Annotated in this window: 31 protein-coding genes and 3 riboswitches; of the genes, 14 read left to right on the top strand and 17 right to left on the bottom strand. The window is 40.8% G+C overall.

The genetic code is table 11. The features are described from left to right. Position 1 precedes the first annotated feature (1 nt). The 8 genes from ACQKFG_RS11695 to ACQKFG_RS11730 all read right to left on the bottom strand — a co-directional run bounded on the left by ACQKFG_RS11695 (position 2) and on the right by ACQKFG_RS11730 (position 8,692). Entirely contained in the window at positions 2-631 is a 630-nt protein-coding gene (locus tag ACQKFG_RS11695; protein WP_192206185.1) for a poly-gamma-glutamate hydrolase family protein, read from the bottom strand. A gap of 85 nt (positions 632-716) precedes the next feature. Then, positions 717-866, bottom strand: coding sequence for a CapE family protein (locus ACQKFG_RS11700; RefSeq protein ID WP_192208356.1), 150 nt, complete (start codon positions 864-866; stop codon positions 717-719). A 69-nt stretch (positions 867-935) separates the two neighbouring features. Beyond that, complete coding sequence (locus ACQKFG_RS11705; protein WP_427559067.1) at positions 936-2,519, bottom strand: gamma-glutamyltransferase family protein; 1,584 nt, start codon at positions 2,517-2,519, stop codon at positions 936-938. A gap of 69 nt (positions 2,520-2,588) precedes the next feature. Continuing rightward, complete coding sequence (locus ACQKFG_RS11710) at positions 2,589-3,899, bottom strand: CapA family protein (protein ID WP_427559071.1); 1,311 nt, start codon at positions 3,897-3,899, stop codon at positions 2,589-2,591. Between the two features lie 10 nt (positions 3,900-3,909). After that, positions 3,910-4,359, bottom strand: a complete 450-nt coding sequence (gene pgsC, locus ACQKFG_RS11715; RefSeq protein WP_192206182.1) for a poly-gamma-glutamate biosynthesis protein PgsC — start codon at positions 4,357-4,359, stop codon at positions 3,910-3,912. A gap of 15 nt (positions 4,360-4,374) precedes the next feature. Next, the gene (gene pgsB, locus ACQKFG_RS11720) at positions 4,375-5,556 is read right to left on the bottom strand and encodes a poly-gamma-glutamate synthase PgsB (RefSeq protein ID WP_349727760.1); all 1,182 of its coding nucleotides are present in this window, start codon (positions 5,554-5,556) and stop codon (positions 4,375-4,377) included. Positions 5,557-6,349: 793 nt separating this feature from the next. Next, positions 6,350-6,565: a hypothetical protein gene (locus ACQKFG_RS11725; protein ID WP_427559076.1), complete on the bottom strand. Its 216-nt coding sequence runs from the start codon at positions 6,563-6,565 to the stop codon at positions 6,350-6,352. Positions 6,566-7,012: 447 nt separating this feature from the next. Further along, positions 7,013-8,692 (bottom strand): methyl-accepting chemotaxis protein, encoded by a 1,680-nt coding sequence (locus ACQKFG_RS11730; RefSeq protein WP_427559079.1) that lies wholly within the window; start codon positions 8,690-8,692, stop codon positions 7,013-7,015. A gap of 185 nt (positions 8,693-8,877) precedes the next feature. Next, a riboswitch (PreQ1 riboswitch) is annotated at positions 8,878-8,920 on the top strand. A gap of 55 nt (positions 8,921-8,975) precedes the next feature. Here ACQKFG_RS11730 and queC point away from each other — a divergent pair. Genes queC through queE form a run of 3 tightly spaced genes read left to right on the top strand, consistent with a single transcriptional unit; the run spans position 8,976 to position 10,832 of the window. Continuing rightward, complete coding sequence (gene queC / locus ACQKFG_RS11735; RefSeq protein WP_192206178.1) at positions 8,976-9,641, top strand: 7-cyano-7-deazaguanine synthase QueC; 666 nt, start codon at positions 8,976-8,978, stop codon at positions 9,639-9,641. Beyond that, entirely contained in the window at positions 9,641-10,111 is a 471-nt protein-coding gene (queD, locus tag ACQKFG_RS11740; protein ID WP_427559084.1) for a 6-carboxytetrahydropterin synthase QueD, read from the top strand. The genes queC and queD overlap by 1 nt, the downstream gene beginning before the upstream one ends. Further along, the gene (gene queE, locus ACQKFG_RS11745) at positions 10,104-10,832 is read left to right on the top strand and encodes a 7-carboxy-7-deazaguanine synthase QueE (RefSeq protein ID WP_349727763.1); all 729 of its coding nucleotides are present in this window, start codon (positions 10,104-10,106) and stop codon (positions 10,830-10,832) included. Before queD ends, queE begins: the two co-directional genes overlap by 8 nt. 54 nt (positions 10,833-10,886) lie before the next feature. On the opposite strand, the gene ACQKFG_RS11750 is transcribed toward queE, so the two are convergent. Both ACQKFG_RS11750 and ACQKFG_RS11755 read right to left on the bottom strand, forming a co-directional pair. Further along, positions 10,887-11,234, bottom strand: a complete 348-nt coding sequence (locus ACQKFG_RS11750; RefSeq protein WP_192206175.1) for a DUF4260 domain-containing protein — start codon at positions 11,232-11,234, stop codon at positions 10,887-10,889. A 51-nt stretch (positions 11,235-11,285) separates the two neighbouring features. Then, positions 11,286-11,855 (bottom strand): TetR/AcrR family transcriptional regulator, encoded by a 570-nt coding sequence (locus ACQKFG_RS11755; RefSeq protein ID WP_427559088.1) that lies wholly within the window; start codon positions 11,853-11,855, stop codon positions 11,286-11,288. 336 nt (positions 11,856-12,191) lie between these two features. On the opposite strand from ACQKFG_RS11755, the gene ACQKFG_RS11760 reads away from it, so the two are divergent. Continuing rightward, positions 12,192-12,497: a hypothetical protein gene (locus ACQKFG_RS11760; protein WP_427559091.1), complete on the top strand. Its 306-nt coding sequence runs from the start codon at positions 12,192-12,194 to the stop codon at positions 12,495-12,497. Continuing rightward, positions 12,494-13,465: an HD domain-containing protein gene (locus tag ACQKFG_RS11765; protein ID WP_192206172.1), complete on the top strand. Its 972-nt coding sequence runs from the start codon at positions 12,494-12,496 to the stop codon at positions 13,463-13,465. Before ACQKFG_RS11760 ends, ACQKFG_RS11765 begins: the two co-directional genes overlap by 4 nt. 209 nt (positions 13,466-13,674) lie before the next feature. On the opposite strand, the gene ACQKFG_RS11770 is transcribed toward ACQKFG_RS11765, so the two are convergent. Together ACQKFG_RS11770 and ACQKFG_RS11775 are read right to left on the bottom strand one after the other, a co-directional pair. Next, positions 13,675-14,115 carry an SRPBCC family protein gene (locus tag ACQKFG_RS11770; protein ID WP_342614334.1) on the bottom strand — a complete coding sequence of 147 codons (441 nt, stop codon included), beginning with the start codon at positions 14,113-14,115 and terminating at the stop codon, positions 13,675-13,677. A gap of 47 nt (positions 14,116-14,162) precedes the next feature. Then, a complete protein-coding gene (locus ACQKFG_RS11775) occupies positions 14,163-14,636 on the bottom strand; it encodes an SRPBCC family protein (protein WP_427559095.1) in 474 nt (157 codons plus the stop codon). 219 nt (positions 14,637-14,855) lie between these two features. Then, positions 14,856-14,898: riboswitch (PreQ1 riboswitch) on the top strand. A 50-nt stretch (positions 14,899-14,948) separates the two neighbouring features. Here ACQKFG_RS11775 and ACQKFG_RS11780 point away from each other — a divergent pair. The 4 genes from ACQKFG_RS11780 (at position 14,949) to ACQKFG_RS11795 (ending at position 16,205) form a co-directional block, all read left to right on the top strand. Continuing rightward, the gene (locus tag ACQKFG_RS11780) at positions 14,949-15,491 is read left to right on the top strand and encodes a VUT family protein (RefSeq protein WP_349727767.1); all 543 of its coding nucleotides are present in this window, start codon (positions 14,949-14,951) and stop codon (positions 15,489-15,491) included. Positions 15,492-15,511: 20 nt separating this feature from the next. After that, on the top strand, positions 15,512-15,661 hold the full coding sequence (locus tag ACQKFG_RS11785; protein WP_192206169.1) for a hypothetical protein: 150 nt from the start codon (positions 15,512-15,514) through the stop codon (positions 15,659-15,661). A gap of 83 nt (positions 15,662-15,744) precedes the next feature. After that, positions 15,745-15,978: a hypothetical protein gene (locus tag ACQKFG_RS11790; RefSeq protein WP_427559100.1), complete on the top strand. Its 234-nt coding sequence runs from the start codon at positions 15,745-15,747 to the stop codon at positions 15,976-15,978. Positions 15,979-16,007: 29 nt separating this feature from the next. Continuing rightward, the gene (locus tag ACQKFG_RS11795) at positions 16,008-16,205 is read left to right on the top strand and encodes a hypothetical protein (protein ID WP_427559103.1); all 198 of its coding nucleotides are present in this window, start codon (positions 16,008-16,010) and stop codon (positions 16,203-16,205) included. 145 nt (positions 16,206-16,350) lie between these two features. Here the strand turns inward: ACQKFG_RS11795 and ACQKFG_RS11800 are convergent, their stop codons facing one another. After that, entirely contained in the window at positions 16,351-16,671 is a 321-nt protein-coding gene (locus ACQKFG_RS11800) for a PadR family transcriptional regulator (protein WP_192206166.1), read from the bottom strand. A 310-nt stretch (positions 16,672-16,981) separates the two neighbouring features. Here ACQKFG_RS11800 and ACQKFG_RS11805 point away from each other — a divergent pair, with 310 nt between their 5' ends. Further along, a complete protein-coding gene (locus tag ACQKFG_RS11805; RefSeq protein ID WP_192206165.1) occupies positions 16,982-17,728 on the top strand; it encodes an alpha/beta hydrolase in 747 nt (248 codons plus the stop codon). An 83-nt stretch (positions 17,729-17,811) separates the two neighbouring features. Here ACQKFG_RS11805 and ACQKFG_RS11810 read toward each other — a convergent pair whose 3' ends face one another. Further along, entirely contained in the window at positions 17,812-18,525 is a 714-nt protein-coding gene (locus ACQKFG_RS11810) for a DUF421 domain-containing protein (RefSeq protein WP_427559107.1), read from the bottom strand. 203 nt (positions 18,526-18,728) lie between these two features. Continuing rightward, positions 18,729-18,829, top strand: a riboswitch (purine riboswitch). A gap of 165 nt (positions 18,830-18,994) precedes the next feature. Between ACQKFG_RS11810 and ACQKFG_RS11815 the strand changes: the two genes are divergently transcribed. Then, positions 18,995-20,188 (top strand): nucleoside transporter C-terminal domain-containing protein, encoded by a 1,194-nt coding sequence (locus tag ACQKFG_RS11815; RefSeq protein WP_192206163.1) that lies wholly within the window; start codon positions 18,995-18,997, stop codon positions 20,186-20,188. An 89-nt stretch (positions 20,189-20,277) separates the two neighbouring features. Here the strand turns inward: ACQKFG_RS11815 and ACQKFG_RS11820 are convergent, their stop codons facing one another. The 3 genes from ACQKFG_RS11820 to ACQKFG_RS11830 form a co-directional block, all read right to left on the bottom strand. Continuing rightward, complete coding sequence (locus ACQKFG_RS11820; protein WP_427559111.1) at positions 20,278-21,420, bottom strand: CAP domain-containing protein; 1,143 nt, start codon at positions 21,418-21,420, stop codon at positions 20,278-20,280. A gap of 39 nt (positions 21,421-21,459) precedes the next feature. Beyond that, complete coding sequence (locus tag ACQKFG_RS11825; RefSeq protein WP_427559113.1) at positions 21,460-21,765, bottom strand: hypothetical protein; 306 nt, start codon at positions 21,763-21,765, stop codon at positions 21,460-21,462. A gap of 193 nt (positions 21,766-21,958) precedes the next feature. Beyond that, a complete protein-coding gene (locus ACQKFG_RS11830; protein ID WP_427559116.1) occupies positions 21,959-22,330 on the bottom strand; it encodes a winged helix-turn-helix transcriptional regulator in 372 nt (123 codons plus the stop codon). Between the two features lie 188 nt (positions 22,331-22,518). Between ACQKFG_RS11830 and ACQKFG_RS11835 the strand changes: the two genes are divergently transcribed. The 3 genes from ACQKFG_RS11835 (at position 22,519) to ACQKFG_RS11845 (ending at position 26,152) form a co-directional block, all read left to right on the top strand. Next, positions 22,519-23,724, top strand: a complete 1,206-nt coding sequence (locus tag ACQKFG_RS11835) for an MFS transporter (RefSeq protein WP_427559119.1) — start codon at positions 22,519-22,521, stop codon at positions 23,722-23,724. 180 nt (positions 23,725-23,904) lie between these two features. Continuing rightward, positions 23,905-24,747, top strand: a complete 843-nt coding sequence (locus ACQKFG_RS11840; protein WP_427559122.1) for an aldo/keto reductase — start codon at positions 23,905-23,907, stop codon at positions 24,745-24,747. 376 nt (positions 24,748-25,123) lie between these two features. Further along, complete coding sequence (locus tag ACQKFG_RS11845) at positions 25,124-26,152, top strand: NADH:flavin oxidoreductase/NADH oxidase (RefSeq protein WP_192206157.1); 1,029 nt, start codon at positions 25,124-25,126, stop codon at positions 26,150-26,152. Positions 26,153-26,391: the final 239 nt, after the last annotated feature.

The raw sequence follows: 26,391 nt of genomic DNA on the forward strand, positions 1-26,391 counted from the left end.
GTCATTCAACCTGTTTATATTCAAGAGTCGCTTTTTCAATGGCAGTAACGAACCGTTTAAAAAGATCACATGGATTGACCCTGTTCTTACTGGTAAAGTCATCACCTTTGAAAAAGCTTTTTCTAAGCTTTGTGGAAAGTTCCAATTGCACGCCTGCACCCGTCTTGGATGAATTGGTGATGTTGTTTCCTTTCATGCCTGAAAGGTGCTGCGGTGCATGATCAGTTTGAAATCCAGCTTTGCTGAGGTATTGCTGAATGAGGTTCTTATAGGGTTCGTTCCTTCCGCCGATGTAAACCAGCGCATTATGTACGTCGTAGTGGCCATGGATCGAAAGGGTGGTCTGAGCGTTTGCTGCCATTGAAACGCCGAACGGTTCATTGAACAAGCAGGATGTTATATGGAGGACCTGGTTACCCCTTAGTTTAAGGCCTTCGAAAAGATAGGTGCTTGCATAAAGTCTCTCTCCAAGTGCGGCTGCAATCTCGCTGGTTCCAGGTTCGATGTTCCCGCCGTGTATGGCCAGAATTGCGATATCAGGATTCCTGTGATGAACGATGATGCGGTAATCGAGTTCTTCTTGTTCATTTTGCTGCAGTTCAATAAAATCGGTATAGCTATTTTCATTCATGGTTATCCTCCGTATCTTGTAGGTAATTAATCTTCCATATCCGTTGAAGGCAAAAATAAAAAAAGCGGGGATGCCCCAGCTTTTTTTATTTTTCGATAGTCGTATATTGTTCTATTTTCTGTTGCTCTTCGGGTGTTAACGTCTCTGTCCGTTTAAATGTATTCATTGTCACAAGCAGGGCAGCTATTAGAAAGACGGGTATAGCCCAGCTTGTTATTTTTTTTACGATATTCATATTCTAAGTCCCCTTATACATCGCTAAAATTCATATGATATTTAGAAAAGGAGGGACTGGATTGCCCTGTTATTGCTGGGCTTTCCAGCTTCCATTTCTTCTTTTATCTCCAGCTCCGGATACTTGTCCATTTCTCTCGTTTTTAACGAGTACTTGAACCCCGCCATAATACATGGGGGAGATCTTCTGGATGACTTCATATCCTGAATTTTCCAAGTCTGTTGTTATTTCATTCGAAAGCCTGGCTTCCGTATAAATCTTATTTCCATCATAGACGAACCGATTACGGTCGATGATATCCTGAAATGAGCCTTCATTCTCTGTATATGAATAAAGGACTTGCATCAATACTTGAGGAATTCTATCGCCGCCTGGTGAGCCGATACCGATCGATTCCTGCCCTGGTTTCTTGAGAATGGTAGGTGCGGTGAAAGTTCTTGACCGTTTATATGCCTCTTGAGCGTTCAAGCCGGACCGGAAATTTTTCAATTGATCGTTAAGGAAAAATCCATTCGTATAATCACCAGATCCGAAAAAGTTACTGAGCGTATTTGTGGCGGAAACGACAGTACCATACTTGTCCATGATCACAAAATGTGTCGTACTTTCATGTTCTTCGGAACCATTCGATTCTTTACCTTTCCATTTTTCACTTTTGATCTTATTTTTTAGATTGTCCAAGTGAATGGGGGAGAGCAATTTTTCCGCCTTAGAGTGACTTATTCCATCCCCAATATTGGCGGATCGGTCTTGATAAGCAGTATCTGTGATGCCCCCCAATACCTTCATATAAGTTGATTTGCTAGGAGAATCACTGAGGTTCATTTCCTCGGCGAGCTTTAGCATTTCAAGAACGGTAATCCCGGAAAAGGGCGGAGGGGCGGTAAAAGCATCATAACCGGCAAATGTTCCTTGGACTGGCTTACGTTCTTTCACCTCATAGCGCTTTAAATCCATCCTGTCGATATCTGTTTCTCTTTTAATATCCCGTGCGATTTCCCCTTTATAAAAACCATCAGGACCTTCCTTTTGAATCTGCTTCAATGTTCTAGCAAGTCTTTCTTGAACAAGGGTTTTGCCTGGTTCAATGGCATCGCCATCAGGATAAAAAAGTGAAGTCGCATCGGAAGATATCCTCGGCTGAGCTGCTTCTAAGCGTGATGATAACATTTCGTTGACTTCAAATCCGCCTTCAGCCAAATCTATCGCCGGCTGGAGAAGGTCTGCCATTGGTACGCTCCCATACTTATCACTTATAACCTGCATGCCGGCCACTAAGCCAGGAATCCCTGCATTGTGTCTTGAACTTGGGTCTTCCGGGGAGGATTCACGATAATCGATAAAATTGGGATCGCCGGATTTCGGTGCAATCAGCATACCGCCGCCGCCACCCACGCCAGATCCAAAAGGTTCAACTACACCTAATACATAGGATACCGCAATGGCGGCATCCGCCGCCGTTCCACCATTTTTCAATATATCCATCCCGACATCTATTGCGATTGGATTTGAAGAACTGACCCCATATGATTGTTCCGTTTTACTATCTATCGGATCATTCGTGTCAGAAATAGGGGGTGTCTTCGAACATCCAGCTAAATATATGAGCAGGCAAAGTGAAATGAATATTTTCCAAGTCGCACGGTTAATCATCGATTACTCCCCCTTCTCGTAGAGACTCCAAGTTGTTTCTCATTTCACATAGTAGTATTCAATCTATCTTTACTGAATGGGCTGTATGTCCTGTTGTATAGCTTGTGCTGCCTTTTTCTCTTGTGCAGCTTTCTTTTCTTTTGCTTCTTTTGCGGCCTTCGCGGCCTTCGCGGCCTTCGCGGCCTTCGCTGCTTTTTCTTCTTGCTCACGTTGAGCCTTATGGTCGATTACCTTCTTGTGATCCAATGTAATCTCGATGTGATCCTCTTTTTTCGACCATTGGGTTTTTTCACTCGTTTCCTTCGTCAACTGACGGTAAACACGTGATTTGTCGATTGAAGAGGTAGCTGGCCTTGGTGTTGCTTCTTCAATTTGCAGTGGAATGACATCGACTGTAGCTTTTCCGTCTTCCGCTAAATGGTATTGAACCATGGCTGAATCCTTTGTGCGTGTCCAGCCTTGATCGAAAACGAAGTTTCCTAAGCTATAGAAAATGATTCCATCTTTATAAACATCAAACGATTGAAGCACATGGGGGTGATGGCCGATGATGACATCAGCTCCCGCATCGATTATCGCTTTAGCCAAGTCTGTTTGACGAGCGGTTGTAGATGTTGAATACTCTATTCCCCAGTGAACATTCACCACAACCAAGTCTGCGTTGCCTTGCTTGGCATCCTTTGCTTTTTCAATCATTTCAAATAATAAATCAGGGTTGGTGTTCAATATCCCGGCTTTATTACTTTTTGGCACGGCGTCCTTACCGTAAACATCTGTGAAGCCAAGTGTTGCGACACGCACGCCATTAACATCCGCATAGTCGATGCTATTTTTAGCTTCGGTAGTGTTCGATCCAACACCCACATAGTGCATATCTTCAGTTTTGAATTCATCAATCGTGTCAAGCAGTCCTCGTTCTTCGAAGTCCATCATATGGTTATTGGCCAAATTCATCACAGTGAAGCCCGCATCTTTAACGGCTTTCACACCACTATTATTGGAGTTTAACCTGATGGCTGTGTCTGCTTCCTTGTAGTTGGATACCTCTTCTTTTAAAACGGGATGTTCATAATTCCCACTGACATAGTCTGAATCGGTAAAATAGGGCTTCATATAACGGAAGAGGTAATCATACCCGTGCTTTTCCGTTACTTCTTCAACATAACGTCCCATCATCACATCACCGACCATCGTCATCGTCAATGGTTGATCAGTTTTTGAAGCGGTTGTTTTCACTTCTTCAGCCCGTCCCATCCAAGTGGTAATGACTAAAGCGATTAGTAATATAGGTAGTATGATTCCAGTGTATTTAAGATTATTTTTCTTCGTGCGTTTAATAAAGATAAGTGTTTTTTCTTTTGCATTTAAATTCCGTTTCATTTTTTGCACCTCAGAATAGGTAGTACACGTTCATTAAACCGAAAGTCAAGCCGGATAATAAAAGCGTGCTGCCAAGTGTCAATGGCATTCCTTGTCTTTGTATGGTATTCGCTATCAATCCAGGTACGATTATACCGATTCCCCGAAACTCGAATATTTCAAATGGCATGACGGGGTAGACTAAGTCCAATAGGAGTTTCAAGCAAATCCCGGTTACCATCATGGCTGCGAATTTTCTTCTTCCATATAAAATCACCCATCTTGAAAGGCCGTGAGCGACGATCAAATAAGTTACTATACTAATGGACAAAATGACCAGCATGATTTCCCATTGGTCAAATACTAATGCCAAATAACCAGGCACGATAAGTCCTGCGGGTACGACACCCGTCTTTTCTGAAAATATGAGGCTAAGCGTTACTCCCAGTACTAGGGCTACATATAAATCCGATCCAAACATTAAGGTTCCTCCTACTTAACTTGCTTTTTGCTTTGTTTTAGATTTCATGAATGCTTCAATTAAAGGTTCCGCTGCACCGTGAATATTCCCGACACCGTAGACGATGCGATTTTTCATCAATGGGCGGAGGCGGGCAACGATTTCTTCAGTTGACCAGTTTTCTAAATCCCAATATTCTTTTGTATCCAATTGACCTTGCTCGAATGCCCGAGTGATCGGTGATGTGGTCTCACCAATGGAAATGACGATTTCAGATTTTATGTAAGGCAATACATCTCTAGCAAACTGCTCTGTACGGTCCACGCGGTCGGGACGGCAATTCATGATGACGATAGGAGGTTCTGTGCTGTATCCGAACGTATTGACACGTTCCCAGATGTTCAGTGTCGATGACGCGTCATTTGCAGCAAAGCCATTGACAAAGAAAGTTGGCTGGATGGAATCCCCGAATTTGGTGATCCGCATGGCACCTGGATCGGGATGCGCATTCAACATTCCGCGAAAAGCTGTTTTTTCATCGATGCCCAATGCTTCCGCAACGGCCAAGGCCAGTGATGCATTATCAGGAAATACCATATAGTCGAATTCGCGTAGAAAATCTTCCGAAATTCTCGAATTGTCTGCGACGATTACTTTTGTGTTGCGTTCTTTGGCAATTTGCTTGAAAAAGTCCAAATATTCACTTTCGATGGTTATTAAGTGACCATTATAGGGAATGGTAGCAGTGAAAGCTTCAGCAACCTCATCCAAAGTCGGTCCCATGACATCCATATGGTCTTCCAATACATTCACGATTACGCCAATGTTTGCTTGGATCATTTTGTTTTGGAAGATTAGTTGATAGTCAGGCTGTACGGCCATGCACTCACAAACCAGTGCTTCCGTGCCTAAATCGGCAACTTCTTTAACTACACGCCGCTGTTCTCCTATGTTGGGTCCTTCTGGGCGGCGTACAATCGGTTTTTCCTTATCGGTAAACCAATAGATCATTCTTGCTGATGTTCCGGTTGTTTTGCCTACTGTTTTGTACTTAGCTTCCTGGATCACACCTGTAATTAGACGCGTTACAGTCGATTTCCCTCGAATCCCATTCACATTCACACGCACTGGGATGGAGTCGAGACGCTTCTGATGGCGTTTTTGTTCGAAGATGCCATAGCCAAGCAAAAAGATCGCACAAATAAATATCGGTGCCATTTTTTAACCTCTCTTTTTTTCAAATATTTGAATTACTGAATACACACTACATGATTTTAAACTTAATAGGCAAGAGCTAATTATTTTATTGTAATATAGTTTTTTTCGAGTTTTTCAAATAAATGTATATTAGGGTGTAATAGTATCTAATGGGATAAATTGTTTTATGAGTACAAAGTTATGTCTGGAAATCGATGGAATACTCCGTTAATTTACACTAAATTATGGAAAGTTTAATAAAGATACCATTTTGGTCAGAATCAAAGTAGTTTTATGAGCATTTGAACCTGATTCCTAGTGGCTATATTTGAATAATAATTGGTATTTAAAAGTGACGTTTATTACAGTTTGGTAATTGTTTATACCCATTGTTCGACATAAACTTAACAATATTTATGCATTTGTTATTCAATGTAAAATATTGCATCTAACGACTCAATTAGTTGAACTCTTTTGAATTTGATCAAAGATGAGTAAAAGAACACATCTCTTTTTTTGTGTATGTTCCGGTTTTTTCCTTAGAGAATACCCCGCGGACTATAATGGAACTTTTACCTTAAACATGAAATAAACTAAAGTTAACCCATTTTTTTAAGAAAATACCTAGTTTCTTCTATAGTTATAGTGTTTATACAAGAATGAAATACAAAAAAAAGCTCAGAAGCATATCTGAGCTTTCGGCTTATATATTGTAAATGAATGGAATTGTCACGAATTTCCATTTTTCATGGAGATTTACCGTTTGTGGGTCTTGAGCTACAGCTTTTGGTAGCTGATTATGGAAGGAATCAGGTTAACTTGATTTCTTTCTGTCAGAAATCTCAAGGCTGGAGTCCTTTTTACCGCCATCAATCACATAAAGTCTAGGAGCTAATCTCCTTCTTTTTCCTTGATTGTCAGGATTCATCTTCATATAATTTTCGTGTTCTTTGCGAAAGAAGTCTTCGGTTTCCCGTTCCAGTGCTTTTCTTTCGTTAAAATCTGTTATGAATTTGAAAAAACGTTTCATATGAATTCCTCCTTATGGGGTTAAAAGGTCTTAGTTTAATAGTAACATATAAAGTGTGTAATTTAACCTTTTTATACAAATTTGGAGTGAAAATTGTGTTTTGTGTGAAAAAAGTCGTGTACGGTTTGACTCGAGAGAAAGCATGCAATGGATCCTTACTGAGTATAAGTGCCCGTGCATGGTGTTGAAAGGGAATGTCGGGATGTGCAGTAGCGGTTATTGGAAGTGATGTTTATTTAAGTTAAAATATTCCTTTAATCAATTATACACTAAATATTCTGAAAATAAAGGAAAATATTCACTTCCAGCCGCTTTTGATAGATTTGCTTTTTAATGATTTATTATTGGTTATAGTTATTTATTCCCCGAATTTACGAAAATGAAACAATCTATATAATGGGAGGGAAAAGCAATTTCCCGCATTCATGTGCCGGGAAATTGCTAGTGTCATAATTGGAACTTCCTAACCTGTTCAGTCAGCAGTTCTGCAGAAGATGCAAGTTCACTGGCATGATTCGTGACTTCATCCATTGAAGAGCTGGATTGCTGAGCAGAGGCGGAGACTTGTTCGATTCCAGCTGCGGACTCTTCAGAAACCGCGGCGATATCTTCGATAGCCTGATTGATATTTTTGCTATTTGTGGAGATATAGTTCAATTCGTCTGTTATATGCTGTATTTTCATTTCCATATTCCCTACAGAGTGATTGATTGTTTCAAAGGTTTGGCCTGTGAGCGTGATCTGTTTCGTGCCTTCATCCACTTGTGCATAACCATCTTCCAGGGAGTGGACGACTGTTTTTGAATCCGTTTGAATGGCGGAGACAATATTGGTGATATCCCCAACGGAGTGTGTGACCTCTTCAGCGAGTTTCCGCACTTCATCGGCGACGACGGCAAAGCCCTTGCCATGTTCACCGGCACGAGCAGCTTCTATGGCAGCATTCAGTGCCAATAGATTGGTTTGATTGGATATATTCTTGATGACCTGTACAAGCTGCGAAATTTGCTGCGATTGGGAATCGAGCCCTTTCACTTGCTCTACGGCATTTTTTACAATCCCATCAATCCATTGCATCTGTTGGATAGAACTGCGCATTAAAGTGGTGCCCTCCTTGGTCAAGGAAAGGATTTCGGTTGAACTTTTAGCAACATCCACTCCTTCTAGGCGGGCCAACTCGATTCGGCCGGTGAAATCATCCATCATGCGAACTACTTCAGCTGCCCGGTTGGCCTGTGATTCCGAACCTTCCGAAAGTTCATGCATGGTAGTTGCTATTTGTTTGCTGCCCTGCTGGACTTCATTTGCTGATTGAGTCAGATTCTCACTTTGGTTGGAAACGGATTCGGATACAACGAGCATTTTTTCGATCGTATCACGGAGGTTTTTCTGCATTTGGTTGGCGGATACCGTTAATTCGCCCATTTCATCATATGACTTTTGCTCCAGGGGCTCATGATTCAGCTCTCCGTCAGCCACCATTTTCATCCTGTCCCTGATTTTAAGGAGGGGGGTGGTAATGAGGTTGGCAGTCACAAGCGCCAGCAGAAGGCCGATAAGGACTGCCGCAATGGATATGATGATACTTGTCGCCTTTACCGATTTCCCGCTTGCGATGACGGTTTCACCTGAAGCGACAATCAATTCCTCGCGTTCCGAAGCAAGCTCCTTGAAACCCTCCATTACTTCATTGCTGATTGGCGCCACTTCATTTTTGAGTATCTCTTTCGCTCGTTCTTCATTTCCCTTTTCATATTGTGGAAATACCCGGTCGACAATCATCAACCTCCAATCCCCGCTTTTCTCGATCAATGCCTTCACTTTATCAGAGTCGCTCGAAGCCAGGAGATCTTCCTGGATGACCTTGCTGTCTTCAGTATATTGTAGGAACCTTTCTTTATAACTCTCGTCACCATATAGAATATAGGCTCGGGCGAATGCGGTTCTTTGTGCTAGATTATATAGCAGCTTTTCATCTTGGATAAGAAGCGGAAGTTCCTTTTCGATGATATCCTGGGAATATACCAGTGACTTGTTGCTGCTGTAAATGTTGAATGCTCCTAAGATGACACATAAAGATATGATGAGTGAAAATGCCACCAATACCTTTCCTTTAATGCTTTTCAAATTAATGGACCCCTTTATCGATATTTTAATCACACTATTTTATCGGACGGATAATGGGATATTTAAGCAATGAAAAGATAACCAAATTTTCCATCAGCTCTACTATTCACTAAATATATTCATCTTGATTTATGATCGTTTTCAAGTTACTATTGACTTGGAAAAATATAATATTCCGCGTTAAGGCGGAAGAGGTTCTAGCTACCCTCTCAAAAAAACTAAGGAGAAACAGTGCTCTATTCTTAGGGTGCTGTTTTTTTCCGTAAAAAGGAGTTTTATAGAAATGAAGAAGAAAGAAAAGGCAGTGGTTGTGTTTAGCGGAGGTCAGGACAGTACGACGTGCCTGTTCTGGGCATTGGAGAGATTTGAGGAAGTGGAAGCGGTGACGTTCGATTATAATCAGCGGCATAGCTTGGAAATCGAATGCGCTCAAAACATCGCCAAGGAATTGGGCGTGAACCATCATATCCTTGACATGTCGCTGTTGAACCAACTGGCACCGAATGCATTGACGAGAAGTGATATTGCAGTTGAGGACGGAGAAGAAGGGGAGTTGCCGTCGACTTTCGTACCAGGGAGGAATTTGCTGTTCCTTTCGTTTGCAGGAGTGCTGGCGAGTCAGATTGGCGCTAAACATATTGTCACCGGTGTCTGTGAAACGGATTTCAGCGGATATCCTGACTGCCGTGATGTATTCATTAAATCGTTGAATGTGACCTTGAACTTGTCAATGGACCAGTCATTCGTGATTGATACGCCGCTAATGTGGCTTAATAAAGAAGAAACATGGGAGCTTGCGGATCAGCTTGGCGCCTTCGACTTTGTCCGCGAAAAGACCCTGACTTGCTATAACGGAATCATCTCCGACGGCTGTGGAGATTGTCCGGCATGTAATCTGCGGAAAAAAGGACTGGATGACTATGTAAGCAGACGGAAGGTGCTTTCATGATGTACGGTTTTACTATAGTGGATAAACTCCAAAAAATAGATGAAGATATTCAGCGCAGTCAATTGAAGTATACAACCAAGAGGGTTCTCGTGAGTAAGGAATTCACCTTTGACGCGGCGCACCATCTGCATGACTATGAAGGAAAATGCAAGAACCTGCATGGCCACACATATAAGGTCATATTCGGATTGAGCGGATATACGGATTCACGCGGTTTGATGATAGATTTCGGGGACATCAAGGATATATGGAAAAATGAAATTGAAATCCACCTGGATCATCGTTATTTGAATGAAACCCTGCCGCTCATGAATACAACAGCTGAAAATATGGTTGTCTGGATTTATGAAAAAATGGCCGAAGCCCTTTCATTAAAAGAATATGAGTGTGCTAGAGTCGAATTTGTTCGACTATACGAAACGCCGACAAGCTATGCCGAAGCCAGACGGGAGTGGATGGAAAGTGAGTAAACTCCCGGTTATGGAAATCTTCGGACCGACCATCCAAGGTGAGGGAATGGTCATTGGTCAAAAAACCATGTTCGTTCGGACGGCCGGATGCGATTATTCATGTGCCTGGTGTGATTCCGCATTTACTTGGGATGGCACCGGTAAGGAAGATACCGTCCAAATGACTGCTAGAGAAATATGGGATGAGCTGAAGCGAATTGGGGGTTCCGGTTTTTCCTTCGTGACGATATCAGGCGGAAACCCGGCTCTGCTGAAAAACCTAGACGGCTTGATAGCGATCTTGCATGAAAATAAAATGAAGATAGGTGTCGAAACACAAGGGAGCCGATGGCAGGATTGGTTTCTCGATATTGATGAACTGACGATTTCACCTAAGCCGCCGAGCTCTAAAATGAACACGGACTTTACGGTGCTCGACCAAATCCTCTTGAACCTTGCCAATCGAAATCCTGAAAACCATGTCTCATTGAAGATTGTCGTCTTTAATGAGGAAGATTATCAATATGCCAAACATGTACATGGGCGTTATCCGGATATTCCTTTTTATTTGCAGGTCGGCAATGACGATAGCAGGACGGCGGATGATCGTCAATTGATCAGCGGTCTTTTGAGGAAGTACGAAGAGTTAATAGACAAAGTGATAGCAGATGATGAATTGAATGATGTGAAAGTGCTGCCCCAGCTGCATACCTATATATGGGGCAACAAGCGGGGCGTATAAAGAAAAGTGAGCAAAGGCAGTGTGATGGTGTAATCACACTGCCTTTTAAGTTTTTTACAGCCTTTGAATGTGTGTAGCTTTGAAGGAAGATGTGTATTTGAGGCCATATCCAAATAAGCGATCCATTCCAATATGTGCGGTCCAAATTAAACCAATCATCAACAATGCATCGAACTTTAGAAAAATGGCAAGCAAAATCATGAAGATGGACAGGGTATAAGTGTGAAATAGGTTATAAACCTTTGCTCCAATTCGATCATTGATCAGATAGGCCAGCATGGAAACATCAGGAGACAAAATCAATGACAGGAATATCCACCAGCTGAATTCATATAACGAATAGATGTAAATCACCGCTAAAAGAACCATGAGTCCTTCAATATGAAGGAATTTCTTTACCATTTTAAAACCCCCAATGTTTATTTGACCATTGGTCAATAATGTTCGAAAAAATTATATGATGTTTCCGATGATATTTTTTACATGAAAATCAGCTAAGCCTTTAACATCTTCATAAGATAGTTCAGAATTAATATAAAAAGTGATGAATCCGTGAAGAGAAAGAAAAATCGACCATATGGATGCAGGATTCAATTTGTTGTCCGTTAGGTCCGTCAGGGACTGGATTAGCTTTTCATATGTTTTATTGGAATCGAATTGAAGTAACTGCTGAATTTCTTTTTCCTTCGATAAAAACATGATGGAATAATGATTCTGTTGGGTTAAACCGAACTCCAAGAAGCACAATAAAATCTTTTCCATTTTTACAGAAGGGTCATTTTCCGACATGATGATATCATCGATTAAAGTATTTAAAACGGAAAAATCCGTTTTCACCAAATTATAAAATATTTCTGCCTTATTTTTAAAATGATAATATATGGCTCCATGGCTGCATTCCAATGATTTAGCCAATTGCCTCATTGAGACATTCGAATACCCTAACGTTGTAAAAAGGTTTCTGGCTTCATTCAGGACCATGTCCCGGGACAGTTCTTTACCTGCCGATTTCCTTGGCGACATCTTGAGACCCCCTTATTTATTGACCACTGGTTAATTGAAATATTACCTCACTGATTTTCAAATGTCAATTATTAGATCATATTATAAAGTACTGTTTTTTTAAGGGGGAATTTACCATTTGATGAACTGGAATTTCTCCTATGTTGCAAAGGGGAGGAGGCAGGACATTGCCTAGGGAATATTCCCTGTAACCCGTTAGATGAATCAGAGGAAATATTCATGTCATGTAACAGAAAAAAGGAACCAGCTATATATGCGCTTGGCTCATTTAAATACCATTAATTACCTCTCGTGGTATTATGGAGGTATTGATAGAGCGTTGGAGGGGATGAATAAATGAAAAAGAAATTCAGTATTTTCGGTTCAATTATCATAGTCTTGACCGGCATTTTTTTATTCACTAAACCGTATAAAGATAAAACGAAGCCTGTAGAAGACAGTTTTAAAGTGAATCAACCAGATCAGGTCATAATAAATGAAATGATCTCGATAGAAGGAATTGATGAGGTCAATCCAGGGGATATCGATTTGAATGATGATAAAGAAATAAGCAAATTGGCAAAAAGGCAATATGAGCAAAATGAAAAGGGGGAAATAATTTTTACAGAACCACCTACTAATGGGGGAGGCGGCAGTTATTGATAGTTTTGGATAGTATCTATGGGAAACACATTGTAGAGGGAGTTCTTGAAGAGCTGATTCTAAGCAAACCCGTCCAAAGATTAAAGGGGATACATCAAGGCGGGGCAAGTTATTTAGTTAATGAGAAGTGGGACGTTACACGATTTGACCATTCACTTGGTGTGATGCTTTTAATTAAAGCGCTTGGAGGTTCATTGGAGGAACAAATCGCGGGCTTGCTGCATGACGTATCCCATACTGCATTCTCACATGTTATTGATTTCGTTCTGGATTGTAAGGATGAAGATTATCATGAAAAGATATATGATCATGTCATTATGGAATCAGAAATCCCATTTATACTGAAGAAGTATGGATTTGATTGTGAAGTCATAGTTCAATCAAAATGGGAATTGCTTGAACAGCCAGCACCTGAGTTATGCGCCGATCGGGTTGATTATACACTCCGGGATATGTATCAATATGGACATATCACACTGGAATCCGTTCAAGACTTCTTAGATCATGTAATCATAATAAATGGAAGGATGTATCTGGATAATATTGAATCGGCGGAATGGTTTGTGAAAACGTATTACAGTGAAGTTATTGATTTTTTCATGAACCCACTTAATATATATGGCTATGATGTATTGGCAAAGACCTTAAAATTGGCTTTGGCTAAAAATCTGATCAGCCTAGATGACTTACTCGGTACAGATGAAGAAGTTATGTCCTTGTTAAGCTCCACTGAAGACCATGAGGTGAAAAATCTGTTAAAACGGATCCATGGTAACGTAAAGGTGATAGAAAATCAATTGGAATACGATTTACATCGGAAAAATAAAGTGCGCCTTATTGATCCTTCCGTTATTGAAGGAACCCAATTATTAAGAGCATCGAGTTTATCAGAGAGAGTCAAGAAAATGGGAATTGAAGCCTATAAAAAAGCTTCGAAGGGCATATATCTAAAAGTGATTTCCGATTGAATGTTATGTTAAACCATATGGAAAATATAAAACTCAAGGATATTCATCCTTGAGTTTTTTCTCGGAAGCATTTAAAGTCTCCTCTCGTATGCTTTCTTTGACCTTGATTAAGGAAAGAAGGTAAGACTTATCAAAAGGAACAACATGCTTAAAAATCTTAAGTACCATTGTGCCTGATCTATCTAATCTGAACCAGCACCCTTTAAAAATTAAAAAATTATGGATGCTCTCAAAGTATTAACACCATTTTCTAAGTAACCCTTTAAACACGTTAATGTATAAACCCAACCTTCCTTTTGTCCTATCATTTTATTTATCAATTCGGGGTCGTCCTCTTTCAAACCTGATTCGTTCACTTCAATAATTGTACTCATTTTATCCGACTCTTTTAGGGTAATTGTAACTATCGTTTCTTGATCATTTCCTCCCCATGCGAACACGATTTTCCTATTTTCCTCTACTTCCAATACATGAATAACCACTTCAGCATCGTATTCGTTATATCTCAATGTAAGCGTCCTGCCTTGTTCCCATCTTTCAGAACTCGATGAGAACCAGAAATTCCCGATTCTTTCTGGGTCCACTATAGCTTCAAACACTTCATTGGTTGGTTTGACTATTGTGAATTTCGTGATTATTTGCGTATCCATCACTATCAACTCTCTTTCTTTGTGTCTTTATAGTTTTCCACTACCACTTAATTATCCCGTTCTACTGTTATCGGCGGCAGGGTCCGTCCCGTTTCAAGCAAGCTCTTCAGGTTACTTAGAATCGCTGGCCATCCATTATTCAAGCCTTCAAAGGTATGATCATCATATACGAAATCCGTCTCCAAAAGCTCTTCATGCCTAAGCGTTAATTTCAAAGTCGAATCATCCATGGGCTGCAGTATAAAAGTGACCCGAGTAGGCTGCTCGCGAGGTGTTTCGTCTCCTGTCATGTTCCAAGTGAACGAGAGCAGGTGCAGCGGCTCAAACTTGAGTACTTTACCATGATCAGTAATACGCCCATCTTCCAGCATATATTTAACGCTTGAGCCTTCTTGCCAGTCAGACTGGACTTGGCATCCAAAATGGTACTTCTTCGTGACTTCACCGCTCGTCAGGGCTTCCCAAAGCTTCTCTGGTGTGGTCGCGATATAAATAGCATGAACAAACGATGGTTTTTTCATCATCTTTTTCCTCCTCGCGTTTATACTTCATATCAAGATCGTAACATTATTCTACCAATCATTTTCGGCTTTTCATATACAGCCGGTCAAGCAGTTTTCTGCGACAAAAGTCGGCAGAGTCATTGCATTGACCATTGTCCGATACAAGCGATATGGAAACTTCTTGATTTCCAATCGCTTTCAAGCTACGATAAATAAGGAAAATGATAATCCGCTCGGGCGGAAGAGGTTCTAGCTACCCTCTCAAAAAAACTAAGGGGAACAGTGCTCTTTCTTAGGGTGCTGTTTTTTCTGTATAAGGAGAATTAAGAAATGTTAAGAATTTTATTGTATTTAGTATCCATCATCACGGCGAATGTGGTTACAGCAGCTTTTGCGCCCTTACAATTTGGCATGTTCATCATTCCAATGGGTACATTGCTCATCGGGGGAACCTTCATCTTTCGAGATCTCGTCCAGAATAAGTTCGGCCGCGCAAAGACCTATATATGTATCGTCATTGCACTTATTTTATCTGCGTGTGTATCATTTTTATTAGGAGATACGTTATTGATTGTATTTGCTTCCGCATTATCGTTCGTGGTCGCAGAAACAGCGGATACGGAAATATATACCCGTTTAAAACTCCCTATGAGTTGGAGAGTGTTTTACAGCGGAATCGTTGGAGGGTTTTTCGATTCGGTGATATTTGTCGTGATTGGCCTAAGTCCATTGGGTGCCAATATATTGCCATGGGAAGCAGTACCCGCTGCGGTCATCGGCCAAATCATCGTTAAAACGATCATTCAGTCAATTGGTGCCGTACTGTTGGGACGAATCAACGTAGAGCTGGAGAAACGTGTAGTCTCCAGTTAAAGCTAGGAGGGATGCACTCGATGGATGGAACCAAAAAAGAAGAAGATAAATGCTATTGCCTCGAGGCCTTTCGTGAAAAATATGGCCCGCATGTTCAAGGGGATTGTATGAAGCTCTCTTGCGCCAATTATCGCAAGCATAAAGGAATAGACAAAAAAAGACCTAATTAGGTCTTTTTTTGTTGCGTGAACGGAGTAACTCACGAGTAAAAGGTGCGAAATCATGAGTGTAGTATGAATTCACGAGTAAAAGTGTGAAACTCACGAGTAAAACAGCAAAATTCACGAGTAAAAGTGCGAAACTCACGAGTAATAGTGCCAAACTCACGAGTAAAAGTGCGAAACTCATGAGAAAAAGTGCGAAACTCACAAGTAAAAGTGCGAAACTCACGAGTAAAAGTGCGAAACTCATGAGTAATAGTGCCAAACTCATGAGAAAAAGTGCGAAACTCATGAGTAAAGGGGGCGAAATCATGAGTGCAGTATGAATTCACGAGTAAAAGGTGCGAAATCATGAGTGCAGTATGAATTCACGAGTAAAAGTGCAAAACTCACGAGTAAAAGTGCCAAACTCACGAGTAAAACAGTAAAATTCACGAGTAAAAGTGCCAAATTCACGAGTAAAAGTGCCAAATTCACGAGTAAAAGTGCCAAATTCACGAGTGAAAGTGCGAAACTCACGAGTAAACGGTGCGAAATCATGAGTGCAGTATGAATTCACGAGTAAAAGTGCGAAATTCACGAGTAAACGGTACGAAAATCATGAATGCGGTATGAATTCACGAGTAAACAGCCCAAATTCGGCAAAAAAAAGCTTCCTGCGCCTCCAAGTAATGGGTGCAGGGAGCTTTTTATTTTGTTTAGAATTGCTCTGCGCTTTTCCGGACTAAATTTTCCAGGAAGTAAAAGCATTCTCGTTTCCGTTCAAGTTCGGTTTGTCCATTTTCGGTGACGTGATAATATTTCCTGCGGCCTGAATCTGACTCTTTCCAATGGCCTGTTATGAATTCTTTTTTTTCTAATCGTTTAAGGGCGGAGTAGAGGGTGCCTTCACTTATTTGATATTTTCCCATGCTCATTTCCTTCAAGATCTTCGTGATTTCATAGCCGTATAGCCTTTTTTGTGAGAGAAGTGAAAGCAAAAGGAGGTCAATGCTTCCCTTCATTAATTCTTTATCCAAATAAATTCTCCTCCTTTTCATTTTTAAAGTGTAATATGGTGTACATCGTAACACAAGGTGCATTTTACTTTTCTTAAAAAAAATGGTTAAATGACGATTGCTAAATAATTTTAATCATAGTAAAATGTGCTTCGGAACGGATGAGTTGTGAAGAGTGTGGTAAGGATACAATATACATGATTTAATTGTTTTAATGAAAATTCGGAATAGGATAGAAGAATCACTACTCAAGGGGTATTAATTGATTTTTTTTCGAAAATCATTTAGATTCTATTTATCAACATGAGCAAAGAAAGAAGGTCCTAGATAGATGAAAGTGAAAGCACCTGAGTCATTCACATACAGAGGTGGAAAAAGAGCTGTTCTTTTACTTCACGGGTTTACCGGAAGTACAGGAGATATGAAGAAATTAGGAAAGTACTTGAATGATCTCGACTATACTTGCCACGGACCTCTTTATAGTGGGCACGGAGTATCAGCCGAGGAACTTGTTAAAACAGGTCCAAAGGAATGGTGGAAAGACGTAGTGGATGGTTATAATTTCCTTAAAGATGAAGGCTATGAGGAAATTGCTGTTGTGGGAATTTCTTTAGGAGGAGTTTTCTCATTAAAAGTGGGAATTGAATTGCCTGTAACAGGGGTGGTTTCAATGTGCGCTCCGACGAAAGGAAAAAGTATCGATCGACAAAAGAACCGCTTGCTCAATTATGCACAGGCTTATAAGAAGTTTGAGGGCAAAGATGCAGACCAAATTGCTGCAGAAGTGAAGCTGCTGGAAGAAGAGCCTATGCCTCAACTAAAAGATGTGTTGAATATTATAAATGAGACAGGTGAAGATTTAGATTTGATCACATCACCAACTCTTGTTTTACAAGGGCGTTTGGATGATCCCGACTATACGGAGAGTGCTACAGCGATTTTCAATGAAGTCGATACGCAGCATAAACACTTGATATGGTATGAAAAATCAGGTCATATCATCACATTGGGTAAGGAACGTAATCAAGTGTATGAAGATGTTTATAAGTTCTTGAATACACTGAATTGGTCGGAGTAATAAGCGAGTTAATAAATCCCCTTTACGTTGACGTGTTATAAGCCTACATTCATAAGTAGGCTTTACACAATGTTTAGGGGTTTTTATTTTGGCTCTTTGTAGAAAAAGACCTTTAAGTTATCGTTATTATCAAGAGTTGCCAATAAAATATCGTTCACGTCGGCATTATAGGTTGTTTTAATTTCTTTTTTCAGCCATTCTTCGTCTTTACCGCCCCGATTTAATTCTTTAGAATCAATTGTCCCTTCTTTAATAATCGTTTTAGGAAAATTGAAGTCAGTTGTTGCTAGGTGCATATCTGCTGGTGTTACCGCTCCATATTGAGGGTATAAAAACAATGAAATGGTACCGCCCGGTTCCCATAGTGCAAGGGATACCTTTTGAATATCTTCGACCTTTTCTTTTCTTAATTCCGATAATAAATCATCGATGGAGATTCGGGCCCTTGATAGGCTTTTGTAAATGATTTGTCCATTTTCGATAAGCGGAAAGGGGGCGGAGTCAAAAAAACTACGGAGTTTCCCCCACTTAAGGCTCATAAACAAACTGATTATATATAAGATGACTAATGCAAAGGACGTGATCATTGAGCCCTTCAAGCCTGACTGTTCATCAGACAAAGGGCGGGCAAGAATGTTCCCAATAGTTAACGCCATTATGAAATCAAGTAATCTTAACTGGGAAATGGACCGTTGCCCCATCAATTTAACCAAAAAAATTAAGAAGAAAAAGGATATGATGGCTCTTAAAGTCCACTCAAATGCAGTAAGAGTTTCCTGGCTATGAAAAAAATCCACAAAAATTCACGTCCTTATTTCCTGTGCTAGTAAGGTGAATTGAAACAACTGGGAGGGTTTAAGCCAGCTTCTTCATTAGTATTACCCAAAATTGGCACTTGGAGACTTCCTTGACTGTTTTCGAAAAATTTATATTAATATAACAACTTTGAAACGTATTGTAATTAAAAATAAACTGATTTAAAATGATATCTTTCCTGAGAAATTCATTAAAAAAATATCCTTGTATAATATCAGTGATGATGGTCTGATAGTTTCTACCTGGCAGCCGTAATGCCGGACTACAAGGAAGTATGAAAATAGAAGAGATGAACAGGTTTTGGTTGGCTTGAAGAGGCTTGATCCACAAAACATTTCAAGAGGCTCTTACTTTTTCACACTTTCTTCCTGCGGCTGAAAGTGTAAAAAGGTGAGGGCTTTTTATATAAAAAAATGAATGGGAAATAATATATCCAAAGGGGATGAAATCATGTATTTCTTATTGAATATACTAGGTGTTTTGGTTGTAATGGGCATCGTTTACCTTTGTTCACCTAATAAAAGGAACGTTAAGTGGAAAGCCATTCTTACCTTGCTGGTTCTCGAATTACTTATCACATGGTTCATGTTATCCACTAAAATTGGGGCATGGGTCATCAATCTGATCGCTTCATTCTTCACCTGGTTGATTGAATGTGCGAATGAAGGAATTTCTTTTGTCTTTCCTTCACTTATGGCAAATGAACATGTGGATTTCTTTTTCAGCGCATTGATGCCAATTATCTTCATTATCACGTTTTTTGATGTTTTATCGTATTTCGGTATACTTACCTGGATCATTGATAAAGTGGGATGGCTCATCTCAAAAGTATCCGGTTTGCCAAAACTTGAGAGTTTCTTTTCGATTCAAATGATGTTCCTAGGGAATACCGAGGCACTTGCTGTTCTCCGCATGCAGCTCAGTGCGATTAAGGATCAGCGTCTTTTGACATTTGGAATCATGAGCATGAGCAGCATCAGTGGTTCAATCATTGGAGCCTACCTCTCCATGGTACCGGCAACCTATGTTTTTGTAGCGATACCTTTGAACTGCTTAAATGCCTTGCTGATAGCAAACATGCTGAATCCGGTCGACGTCAGTAAAGAGGAAGACGTCGTTTATGTACCTTCTAAAGAGGAACGTAAAGATTTCTTTTCCACCATTTCCAACAGTATGCTTGTCGGGGCTAAAATGGTCTTCGTCATCATGGCAATGGTTATCGGCTATGTGGCCTTAACGGCCAGTGTAAACGGCATTTTCGGTTTCTTTGTGGATGGCTTGACCATTCAAAAGATTTTCTCTGTCATTTTTAGTCCATTTGCATTCCTGCTTGGACTAACTGGAGATGATGCGATGTACGTCGCTCAATTGATGGGAATCAAGCTTGCCACGAATGAGTTCGTTGCCTTGCTCGATTTAAAAGATAAAGTCAGTACACTGTCTCCGCATACAGTTGCCGTGGCTGTCACTTATCTGACGTCATTTGCCAACTTCAGTACAGTGGGCATGATCTATGGAACGTTCAATTCCATCCTCAATGATGAGAAATCGAACATCATCGGAAGGAATGTTTGGAAATTGCTGGTTAGCGGGATGGCTGTTTCCTTGCTTAGTGCCATGGTCGTTGGGTTATTCGTTTGGTGATCTAAAACAAGGGCATCCATTTTTATAATTGGATGCCCTTTCTTGTGTGAAAAAAGCTGTGCTGGATTTTCCCATGCACAGCTTTTTGTTCATTTCGTCAAATAGTTCTCCGTATAATATGGTTTATTTTCCTGATCGAAGGCAACTCCGACACCGAGCGATTCAAAATCCTTCTGTAATTTATTTTCCCTGTGGCCAATGGAATTCATTAGGCCCTCATGGGCAAAAATACTGCTATTCTGACCGGCAGCCAGGTTTTCCCCTGCCATTCGAAAAGTGATTTTGTCATCTTCCATCCGGTCGAACGGGGATTCTCCTTCAAGGTTTGTATGGTTGAAGTATTGATTCACGGCCATATCTTTACTATGATCCTGTGCCGTGACCTTCACTCGTTTATCCCATGAAAGCACGGAGAGATCATGATTGACCCGTGATGCATTGGTCAAATCGAATAATTGATATTCAAAGCCCTTCTTTAATTCGGGGCCGGCTTCTGCAAAATAGCCACTCTTTTGCTTTTCGAGTTTTGCGTCGATGATTTGGATTGCCGTGACTGTATTTTTCTCATGTTTGTCATAAAAAATGGTCACATAGCTATTATCCATTTCAAACATATCGTATTCGCCGCTGTCACTTCGAATCTGGTAATAGACGTTTCCTTTAAGCAGTTTTGTTACAGGCTTCCCCATTTTCCCGGTCACGGTTTCTTTGGGAGTGCCGCGTTTAATGCCTTCCTTCGAGGAAATCAAATCTTGATTCGTATATAAACCGACAACTTTATTGTTGTTATCGTAGGCAACCATGAAGAAATTTTGATAATTTTCGTGATAGGCGAACCAGTTCACGCCATATTCATTCCGCGTATTCCGCTTAGCTTCACCAGCCAATTTTTCTACATCATCCTTCATGTCGCCAATTTCAATATTATGGACCGAGAAGGAAGCATCAGCAGGTGCTTCCAGTGCTGGTTTTTTCACTTTTTCTGTTTCCTGCGATTCTTTTTCAGAAGCGGAATCCAATGTTTCCGTCATCGAGCCGATGATACTGCTGACCCCAGTACTCAGTTTTTCCAAGGCAGTCGTAACCTCGGGCCCGGTTATAAAGGAACGGACATCCGTTGCAAAGGCACTGGCCCCAGCTTTGAAGCCAGACTCCTGAATATCTTTACCATATCCATACCATAATCCAGAGAGTAGGAGTATGAGGACCACAATATTAAACAATTTCCGCAAATCGTTCACTCCTGCTCTATCCAGGATATAGAATCCCGATTAATGAAAGATCATCTGCAGCACACTTAAAACAGGCGGGGTACATAGCAAAAATACTGAACACAGAATGAGGATTTGTGAGGCCATTTTGGGAAGCTTTTCCTTCCCTTTTCCCGAATACCAGCCACTGAACTGAAGCTTATTTCTGTACCAGATGAATAATAAAAGCAGAATGGCAATCGAGCCTAGCCAGCCATACTGATTCACTCCGATGTTTATATATATGCCGTTTACAATGGTCGAAATGATTGTTCCGGCTATCCCGAATATTAGTATGATGCGTATCAATTCTAATAAGACCCTCATATGTCACCCCTTGGTTTCATCATTATACTTCTTCGTTTACAAAATAAAAAATTTTAAGTTGTTCATTACATATTATACCAAAAATAAGAGGGGGTAAAACGGTGGTGAAATTTATTGTTCGGCAGTTAAATCAGGGACATTCAATATATACAAAAAAAGATTAGCCGCTTCGAGCTAATCTTTTTGTTTGGAATTATTTCAATGGATCATTCAATACACTTTCCTCGAGAACGGAAAACTTATCTCCATACACTCTGGTTATGTGATTTTCCCCCCACGTACATAGTAAGGATAGGATACTTTCCAGGCTTTGCCCATACTCACTAAGTTCATATTCCACTTTAGGGGGGACTTGGTTGTAAACGATACGATTGATGACTTCGTCCTTTTCCAACTCCCTCAATTGTTGGGTCAGCATTTTTTGGGTGATGTTCGGCATAAGGCGCTTCAATTCACTGGTCCGCTTTTTTCCGTGGGTCAGATGGCAGAGGATGACGCATTTCCACTTTCCGCCCATTACTTCCAGTGTCGCTTCAACTGATATATTGTATTTCTTTTTTTTCATGATTGGCATACTCTCCTTATTTTATAGGTACTAAAAGGTGCCTATATCACTTTAAAGTACGTACTGTTTTTTATTTGCATTATATCTCATAATAACATTTGCACGCCGAATTTCACTGTACCATTTATAAAAAAAGTTGCTAAGGCGATTTCAATGATAGTACAAAATGACAAGAAGGAGAAGAGGATATGATTTCAAATAAAAATAGAAGTACATGGGCATTGCTGGCTTTAGCGATCAGTGCCTTTGCAATTGGAACAACAGAGTTCATCAGCGTGGGATTATTGCCGCTCATTTCTAAAGATTTACACATTACAGTGACGACGGCGGGATTGACGGTATCCTTATACGCCTTGGGGGTCATGTTCGGGGCACCTATCCTGACATCCCTGACATCGAATATGTCGCGAAAGACTTTATTGCTTTGGATAATGGTCGTGTTCATTGCCGGAAATGCATTAGCGGCTTCTGCGACCACGGTCGGTGTGCTATTGATCGCTCGTGTCATTTCAGCGCTTGCACATGGTATCTTCATGTCGATCGGCGCTACGATTGCGGCTGATTTGGTCCCTGAAAACCGCAGGGCGAGTGCCATCGCCATCATGTTTACAGGTCTGACGGTGGCAACGGTGACCGGAGTTCCTTTTGGAACCTTCATCGGTCAGCAATTCGGCTGGAGATTCGCTTTCATCATCATTGTGGCAATCGGCTTGATTGCTTTCATCGGAAACGGCATCCTGGTTCCATCCGATTTAAGAAAGGCTGCACGGACCACATTCCGTGATCAAATCAAATTGGTGACGAATGGCCGATTGCTGCTAGTATTCATCATTACAGCATTAGGGTATGGAGGTACATTCGTTGTCTTCACGTACCTGTCGCCATTACTTCAGGAAGTGACAGGGTTTAAAGAAGGAACTGTGGCCTTGATTTTGCTAATATATGGAGTAGCAATAGCAATAGGAAATACCCTTGGCGGGAAATTCGCCAATCGCAATCCTATTAATGCCCTATTCTATATGTTTCTTATACAAGCCATTGTACTTGTGGCTTTGACTTTCACGGCACCGTTTAAGATTGCCGGTTTAATTACGATCATTTTAATGGGATTGTTTGCATTCATGAACGTTCCGGGGCTTCAAGTGTATGTCGTCATGTTAGCGGAGCGTTTCGTGCCGAGTGCAGTGGACGTGGCATCGGCCATCAATATTGCCGCCTTCAATGCGGGAATCGCCATTGGTGCCTACTTGGGAGGGGTGATTACGGATTCGATCGGACTGATCCATACAGCGTGGATAGGTGGAGTCATGGTGTTTGCAGCAGTGATTTTAACAGCTTGGAGCCGTGCCCTGGAAAGTAAAGACCGTTCCAAGGGAATTGACAAAATAGCATAGATTGAAAAAGTGTTGCATGTTAGAAAAAGCATGCCATGCGTTTAGAGTATCAATAACCAAGTATCATTGCATCCCTTCAGCGAAGGTTGGAAGGTTCCTTGAAGGGATGTAATGATACTGATACATAAGCGCATTATGATCCTAAAAAACAATGAAGAAAAAATTTGGAGGTAGAGTATAATGGTGAAAAATTTACAAGATACAACAACGTTGCATAATGGCGTTAAAATGCCTTGGTTCGGATTGGGCGTATTTAAGGTGGAAGAAGGGCCGGAGCTGGTAAATGCAGTTAAAGTGGCCATTAAACATGGTTATCGCAGTATCGATACGGCTGCCATTTATGAAAATGAAGAAGGGGTCGGACAAGGGATTCGTGAGAGCATAAAAGAAGCCGGAATCTCCAGGGAAGACTTATTCGTAACTTCAAAAGTCTGGAATGCCGATTTAGGATATGAATCAGCAATTGCGGCATACGAAAAAAGCTTAAAGAAACTTGGCTTGGATTACTTGGATTTATATCTTATCCATTGGCCAGTGGAAGGAAAATATAAAGAAGCCTGGAGAGCGTTGGAAACTCTTTATAAAGAAGGAAAAGTAAAAGCGATCGGTGTGAGCAATTTCCAGATTCACCATCTTAAAGATTTAATGGAGGATGCAGAAGTGAAGCCGATGGTCAATCAAGTGGAATGCCATCCGCGTTTAACTCAAAAAGAAGTTCAGGCATTCTGTAAGGAACAAGGGATACAGCTTGAAGCATGGTCACCATTGATGCAAGGTGAACTTCTGGATAATGATGATTTACAAGCAATTGCGGCCAAGCATGGCAAATCAGTTGCACAAGTCATTTTGCGCTGGGATATCCAAAATGGGATTGTAACGATTCCTAAATCCACTAAAGAACATCGTATTGTAGAAAACTCATCTATATTCGATTTCGAATTGACGGAAGAGGAAATGAACCAAATTGATGGATTGAATCAAAATCACCGTGTTGGTCCAGATCCTGATAATTTCGACTTTTAATCAAGTATGAAGGAGAGGGACGGGATATCCGTCTTTCTCTTTTTTATAGGCTTTTTTCGTAAAGATTGTTGTTTTTAAAACAAAACGATTTAAGGTTGATTGGAGCGCAAGTGCGAGACTCCTGCGGGAGCACTGCCCTCGGAAAGCAAGCATCTGGAGTGGAAATCAACCACACCGCTTTACTTGGTAAATAGCAACAAAGTATGCGAAAACCGCTTTTTTTTATTGGATCTCCGCATTGGTGGGGATGGAAATGCTGTACCAACAGATGATGTCGTTTACAATGAAAGATTCGGGAATCTGATTAGTTGACACAGAATTAATCAGATGATATAAATGCATGTGCATGCATTATATGAAAAAGGAGATAAAAAATATGAATGATTTATTTTCACCTTATCGCATAAAAGAACTTGAACTTAAAAATAGGATCGTCATGCCGCCGATGTGTCAATACTCCGTCGAAGCGGAAGATGGTATACCAACAAACTGGCACCAGCAACATTATGTAAGCAGGGCAGTTGGAGGCACGGGATTAATTATCGTGGAAATGACCGATGTTGAGCCTGATGGGCGCATTTCGAATCGTGATCTTGGATTATGGTCCGACGACCAAATTGGAGCTTTCTCCAGCATCGTTAAGGAAGTTCATCAATACGGCGCAAAAATCGGGATACAAATTGCCCATGCAGGCCGTAAAGCGGAGGATGCCGAAACTCCTGTGGCACCATCAGCCATTGCGTTTGATGAAACGTACAAAACACCAAGAGCTTTAGCAACGGAAGAAGTGAAGGAGATGGTCGATAAATTCCGGGCATCGGCCAGAAGGGCTGTTAAAGCAGGATTTGACGTAATCGAATTACATGGTGCACACGGATATTTAATCCACCAATTCACATCGCCGCTTACGAATAAACGTGATGACGAATATGGAAAAGACCTGACCAAATTCGGAGTGGAAGTCATTAAAGCAGTGAAAAGCGAAATGCCTGCCGACATGCCTTTAATCATGCGCATTTCTGCAAAAGAGTACGTTGAAGGCGGGTATGGCATTGAGGAAAGCATTGCCTTTTCACAAGTCTTTAAAGAAGCAGGAGTCGATATGTTCCATGTAAGTTCTGGAGGAGAAGGCCCGATTGGAGCAGACGGAAGACCGGGTACGCATGCTAGCTATCAAACTCCGTTGGCGAGGGAAATCAAAAAAGCTTTGGATATCCCCGTGATTGCTGTAGGTCGATTAGATAATCCGATTCTAGCAAATTCAATCATTGGCAATGAAGAAGCCGATTTGGTTGCCGTCGGCAGAGGAATGCTGCGAAACCCTTATTGGGCACTTGAAGCATCTAAATCTTTGAATATAAAAACGGAGATCCCTAAACAATATCAACTAGGATTCAAGCATTGATATCGATTTTTAAAACGCCGGCGAATATTATATTCGCCGGCTTTTTTTCATTCAGGCCCCATTGTGACTATTGTAGGGATTATTCGTTGTGATTGGATTTGATGTATTTACTTAATAAATGTAAATAAATATAAAATTGAATAGTTTGTTGCGTTTTTGCGATCAATCATTCGGGAAAATGGCAATAAAGCCCTAAGAATCATTGCGAAAGCAATGCCCGTCATGGAATTTAGTGTAAG

The sequence above is a fragment of the Peribacillus sp. NPDC076916 genome, from assembly GCF_050269675.1.
In the GTDB taxonomy this organism is placed as follows: domain Bacteria; phylum Bacillota; class Bacilli; order Bacillales; family DSM-1321; genus Peribacillus; species Peribacillus aracenensis.

Bases quoted from the DNA above. Each gene is read 5' to 3' on its own strand.
- ACQKFG_RS11695 (WP_192206185.1), bottom strand. From the start codon at position 631: ATGAATGAAAATAGCTATACCGATTTTATTGAACTGCAGCAAAATGAA.
- ACQKFG_RS11700 (WP_192208356.1), bottom strand. From the start codon at position 866: ATGAATATCGTAAAAAAAATAACAAGCTGGGCTATACCCGTCTTTCTA.
- ACQKFG_RS11705 (WP_427559067.1), bottom strand. From the start codon at position 2,519: ATGATTAACCGTGCGACTTGGAAAATATTCATTTCACTTTGCCTGCTC.
- ACQKFG_RS11710 (WP_427559071.1), bottom strand. From the start codon at position 3,899: ATGAAACGGAATTTAAATGCAAAAGAAAAAACACTTATCTTTATTAAA.
- pgsC (WP_192206182.1), bottom strand. From the start codon at position 4,359: ATGTTTGGATCGGATTTATATGTAGCCCTAGTACTGGGAGTAACGCTT.
- pgsB (WP_349727760.1), bottom strand. From the start codon at position 5,556: ATGGCACCGATATTTATTTGTGCGATCTTTTTGCTTGGCTATGGCATC.
- ACQKFG_RS11725 (WP_427559076.1), bottom strand. From the start codon at position 6,565: ATGAAACGTTTTTTCAAATTCATAACAGATTTTAACGAAAGAAAAGCA.
- queC (WP_192206178.1), top strand. From the start codon at position 8,976: ATGAAGAAGAAAGAAAAGGCAGTGGTTGTGTTTAGCGGAGGTCAGGAC.
- queD (WP_427559084.1), top strand. From the start codon at position 9,641: ATGTACGGTTTTACTATAGTGGATAAACTCCAAAAAATAGATGAAGAT.
- ACQKFG_RS11750 (WP_192206175.1), bottom strand. From the start codon at position 11,234: ATGGTAAAGAAATTCCTTCATATTGAAGGACTCATGGTTCTTTTAGCG.
- ACQKFG_RS11755 (WP_427559088.1), bottom strand. From the start codon at position 11,855: ATGTCGCCAAGGAAATCGGCAGGTAAAGAACTGTCCCGGGACATGGTC.
- ACQKFG_RS11760 (WP_427559091.1), top strand. From the start codon at position 12,192: ATGAAAAAGAAATTCAGTATTTTCGGTTCAATTATCATAGTCTTGACC.
- ACQKFG_RS11770 (WP_342614334.1), bottom strand. From the start codon at position 14,115: ATGGATACGCAAATAATCACGAAATTCACAATAGTCAAACCAACCAAT.
- ACQKFG_RS11775 (WP_427559095.1), bottom strand. From the start codon at position 14,636: ATGAAAAAACCATCGTTTGTTCATGCTATTTATATCGCGACCACACCA.
- ACQKFG_RS11780 (WP_349727767.1), top strand. From the start codon at position 14,949: ATGTTAAGAATTTTATTGTATTTAGTATCCATCATCACGGCGAATGTG.
- ACQKFG_RS11785 (WP_192206169.1), top strand. From the start codon at position 15,512: ATGGATGGAACCAAAAAAGAAGAAGATAAATGCTATTGCCTCGAGGCC.
- ACQKFG_RS11805 (WP_192206165.1), top strand. From the start codon at position 16,982: ATGAAAGTGAAAGCACCTGAGTCATTCACATACAGAGGTGGAAAAAGA.
- ACQKFG_RS11815 (WP_192206163.1), top strand. From the start codon at position 18,995: ATGTATTTCTTATTGAATATACTAGGTGTTTTGGTTGTAATGGGCATC.
- ACQKFG_RS11825 (WP_427559113.1), bottom strand. From the start codon at position 21,765: ATGAGGGTCTTATTAGAATTGATACGCATCATACTAATATTCGGGATA.
- ACQKFG_RS11830 (WP_427559116.1), bottom strand. From the start codon at position 22,330: ATGAAAAAAAAGAAATACAATATATCAGTTGAAGCGACACTGGAAGTA.
- ACQKFG_RS11835 (WP_427559119.1), top strand. From the start codon at position 22,519: ATGATTTCAAATAAAAATAGAAGTACATGGGCATTGCTGGCTTTAGCG.
- ACQKFG_RS11840 (WP_427559122.1), top strand. From the start codon at position 23,905: ATGGTGAAAAATTTACAAGATACAACAACGTTGCATAATGGCGTTAAA.
- ACQKFG_RS11845 (WP_192206157.1), top strand. From the start codon at position 25,124: ATGAATGATTTATTTTCACCTTATCGCATAAAAGAACTTGAACTTAAA.